The following is a 3,623-nucleotide window of genomic DNA, read 5'->3' on the forward strand; positions in this document are numbered from 1 at the left end:
TGGGCGCGGCACACGTTCAGGGCCGTCCGCGGCTCCCTTCCGTGCGCGCTGACCACCACCGCGTCGTCCCAGGTCAGCCCCAGCCGGGCGAAGGCGGCCGCGACGGACGACACCCCCGGCCGTACGTCCAGCCGCTCGGACCCGAACCGCTCGGCCAGCGCCCGCACGATCCCGAAGAACCCGGGATCGCCCGAGGCCAGCACGACCACGCGCCGGTCCTTGCCGACGTACTCCCCGATGCTGTCCAGGGCAGGTGCCAGCGGGCCCAGTACGATCCGCTCGGCGGTCTCCGGCAACGCGACGGCATCCAGGTGCCGCCGTCCGCCCACGACGAGCTCCGCCCCCGCCACCACCTCGGCGTCGGCCTGCGCCCCGGTCCCGGTACCGACGACCGTGATCATGTACTCGCCCCCCGCTCGCGCAGCGCCTTGCGGGCCTCGGGGTCGGCCCTGCGGAAGCCGTGGAAGTGGCCGGGGTGGTAGAGGTGCGAGCGGGTGCCCTCGGCGTCCAGGGCCGGGCCGACCAGGAACAGGGTGTGCTTCCAGAGCTTGTGCTCCTTGACGGTCTCCTCCAGCGTGCCGACCGTGCACCGCACGACCAGCTCCTCCGGCCAGGTCGCCTGGTAGGCGACGACGACCGGGGTGTCCGTGGGATAGCCGCCCTCCAGCAGTTCCCGTACCAGCTGCCCGCTGCGGGCGGCGGACAGGAAGATCGCCATGGTGGTGCCGTGCCGGGCGAACTCGCGGACCTCCTCACCGGGCGGCATCGGCGTCTTGCCGCCGCCCAGCCGGGTGAGGACGACCGACTGCGCCACCTCCGGGATGGTCAGCTCGCGCTGGGCGAGCGCGGCCACGGCGGAGAAGGCGGAGACACCCGGGACCACCTCCGTCCCGATTCCGATCCGGGCGCAACGGTCGAGCTGCTCCTGTGTGCCGCCCCACAGGGCGGGGTCGCCGGAGTGGATCCTGGCGACCCTCAGCCCCTCCCGGTGGGCCCGCTCGTACACGGCGACGACGTCCTCCAGGGACATGGTCGCCGAGTCCAGGACCTCCGCGTCCTCCCGCGCGTGGTCGAGGACTTCGGCCTGGACCAGGCTGGCCGCCCAGATCACCACGTCGGCCTCGGCGATGGCGCGTGCGGCACGGAACGTCAGCAGGTCGGCGGCGCCGGGGCCGGCACCGACGAAGGTCACCTTGCCGGTGGGGGCATCGGCCATGAGAATCTGTCCTCTCCTACAAGTCCTACGAGCAAAGTCCTGTGAGTACGGCGGCTACGGCCGGGCGTGCGTGAGCGCGGGTCGATCGGATAGCAAGAGCACATGGCGGTCTTCGTCGCGCTGGGCGCGTTCCTGATGACGCTGGCCGGAGGGTGGACGGCACAACACGTGACCGACCGCCGCCACCTGGTCCTGGGCCTCGCCGGAGGCCTGATGCTGGGTGTGGTCGGCCTCGACCTGCTGCCGGAGGCGCTGCACGCGGCCGGCCGCGAGGTGTTCGGCGTACCGGCGGCCCTGCTGCTGTTCGTGGCCGGTTTCCTCGTGGCCCACCTGGTGGAACGCACACTGGCCGCCCGGCAGGCCGCGCACGGCGGTGCCGAGGGGCACAACCACCGGGCGCCCGAGGTGGGCCTCACGGCCGCGGGCGCGATGGTCGGCCACAGCGCCATGGACGGTGTCGCGATCGGCGCGGCCTTCCAGGTGGGCGGCGGCATGGGCGCGGCGGTCGCGCTCGCCGTCATCGCCCACGACTTCGCGGACGGTTTCAACACCTTCACCATCACCAGCCTGTACGGCAACGAGCGCCGCAAGGCCGTCGCGATGCTCGTCGCCGACGCCTGCGCGCCGGTGCTCGGCGCCGCCTCGGCCGTGTTCTTCACCATCCCGGAGGCGTTCCTCGGCGGCTATCTCGGCCTGTTCGGCGGTGCGCTGCTCTATCTCGCCGCCGCGGAGATCCTCCCCGAGGCCCACCACGAGCACCCCGCCCGTTCCACCCTGCTGTGCACGGTGGCCGGAGTGGCGTTCATCTGGCTCGTGGTCGGCCTCTCCGGCTGACCGGGCTGACAAGTGGGGCGCTCTCACAGCTTCCCGCCCCGCCCGCCGTCGCGCCGCGCGGGTGCGATCAGCGTGGAGAGGTACGGCAGCGCCGCACCGCCGAGCTCGGCGGCCGGCCGGATGGACTCCTCCTCCAGCCCGAGCGCCGACCCCCACACGGCGTCCCCGAGCCTTCCGGTCTCCCGCAGCGCCTCGGCGACCTCTGCGGCCTGCCGCCCGAACTTGTACGCCACGACCGTCCCGGGCCCGGCCAGGGCCTCCTTGAGCACGGCCGAACCGGCGGTGACCGGCACGAGTGTCAGCGGCTCGGTGCCCTCGGTGAGGACGGCACCCGAGCGTGCGGCGAGGTCCTGCATGGCGGTGATCCCGGGCACGGTCTCCACGACCGTCCCCGGCACCAGTTCCGCGACGGTCTGGGCGAGATAGGTGAAGGTGGAGTACACGTTCGGGTCACCGATGGTCGCGAACGCCACCGACCCGCGCTCCCGCAGCAGCTCCGCGACCCGCCCCCCGGCCGCGTCCCAGGCCGCCTCCCGCCGCGTCCGGTCGGTCCGCTCGTTGAGCGCGAACACGACCCTCACGACCTTGTCCTCGGGCACGTAGTGCAACACGGTCGCCTCGGCCCGCCCCCGTTCCAGGGTGTCCATCACGGGCACGACGACGACATCGGCGGCGCGCAGGGCGTTGACGCCCTTGACGGTCACCAGCTCCGGATCACCGGGGCCCACCCCGACTCCGACCAGCCTGCTGCTCATGACGTCCGGCACCTCTCCACGAACCGACGGGCCACACCGGGCACGGACGCCCAGTGCGTGTGCAGATAACTCGCGTGCACGCCCTGCTGTACGAAACCCTCGACGCGCCGCTCGGGGCCGCGCACCCCCCACGCGGGCTCCGCCCCCGCCCCCGGCTCGACGACCGTCCGGTGGAACTCGTGCCCACGCATCCGGGTCCCGGCGCCGGCGAGCACACTGTCGCTCACGGCGACGGCGTCCCGGTAGCCGAGGGTCAGCCGCTCGCTCATCCGGGCGGACGCGTCCAGCACCCCGCACATGGGCTGCCCGTCGAGCTCCCGGCAGAGATAGAGCAGCCCCGCACACTCGGCGGCCACCGGGGCGCCGGTCTCCGCGAGGGCCGCGACGGCTTTGCGCAGGGGTTCGTTGGCGGACAGCTCGGCGGCGTACACCTCCGGGAATCCACCGCCGATGACCAACCCATTGGTACCGTGCGGCAGTTGCTCATCGCGAAGCGGATCGAAGGGGACGACGTCGGCTCCGGCGGCGGTGAGCAGCTCGGCGTGCTCGGCATAGGAGAAGGTGAAGGCGGGGCCTCCGGCCAGAGCAACGGTCACGTTCGAGCGCCGGCCGGCGTCACTCAGCCCGTCCGGCGATTGAGGACGAGGCCCTTCAGGCCGATCGGGGGCCCAGGGAGCGGAGCCCCCGGCGGGGTGCAGGGGCGAGGCCCCGCGAGGAGGCCAGGGGGCGGAGCCCCCTGGCGGGGTCGAAGGGGCGGAGCCCCCTGGCGGGGTCGAAGGGGCGGAGCCCCCTGGCGGGGTCGAAGGGGCGGAGCCCCC

The 3,623-nt window shown here is 73.5% G+C and carries 4 protein-coding genes and 1 pseudogene; 1 reads left to right on the forward strand and 4 read right to left on the reverse strand.

Going from position 1 to position 3,623, the window contains the following annotated elements; translation table 11 throughout:
* Window positions 1–401, reverse strand: a 401-nt coding sequence (gene cbiE / locus ACWC21_RS22465; RefSeq protein WP_450884482.1) for a precorrin-6y C5,15-methyltransferase (decarboxylating) subunit CbiE, incomplete at its 3' end; no start/stop codon positions are given.
* A complete protein-coding gene (gene cobM, locus ACWC21_RS22470) occupies window positions 398–1,216 on the reverse strand; it encodes a precorrin-4 C(11)-methyltransferase (RefSeq protein ID WP_450884484.1) in 819 nt (272 codons plus the stop codon). The genes cobM and cbiE, both read right to left, overlap by 4 nt.
* Before the next feature lie 102 nt (window positions 1,217–1,318).
* Here cobM and ACWC21_RS22475 point away from each other — a divergent pair, with 102 nt between their 5' ends.
* Entirely contained in the window at window positions 1,319–2,050 is a 732-nt protein-coding gene (locus ACWC21_RS22475) for a ZIP family metal transporter (protein ID WP_450884486.1), read from the forward strand.
* A 23-nt stretch (window positions 2,051–2,073) separates the two neighbouring features.
* Here ACWC21_RS22475 and cobI read toward each other — a convergent pair whose 3' ends face one another.
* Both cobI and ACWC21_RS22485 read right to left on the reverse strand, forming a co-directional pair.
* Window positions 2,074–2,805: a precorrin-2 C(20)-methyltransferase gene (gene cobI, locus ACWC21_RS22480; protein WP_450884488.1), complete on the reverse strand. Its 732-nt coding sequence runs from the start codon at window positions 2,803–2,805 to the stop codon at window positions 2,074–2,076.
* A pseudogene (locus tag ACWC21_RS22485) lies at window positions 2,802–3,623 on the reverse strand (cobyrinate a,c-diamide synthase); the annotation flags it as partial. The gene cobI and the pseudogene ACWC21_RS22485, both read right to left, overlap by 4 nt.

The organism is Streptomyces sp. NPDC001348, assembly GCF_053597535.1.

Coding starts and splice junctions, on each gene's coding strand:
- cobM (WP_450884484.1), bottom strand. CDS start 1,216: ATGGCCGATGCCCCCACCGGCAAGGTGACCTTCGTCGGTGCCGGCCCC.
- ACWC21_RS22475 (WP_450884486.1), top strand. CDS start 1,319: ATGGCGGTCTTCGTCGCGCTGGGCGCGTTCCTGATGACGCTGGCCGGA.
- cobI (WP_450884488.1), bottom strand. CDS start 2,805: ATGAGCAGCAGGCTGGTCGGAGTCGGGGTGGGCCCCGGTGATCCGGAG.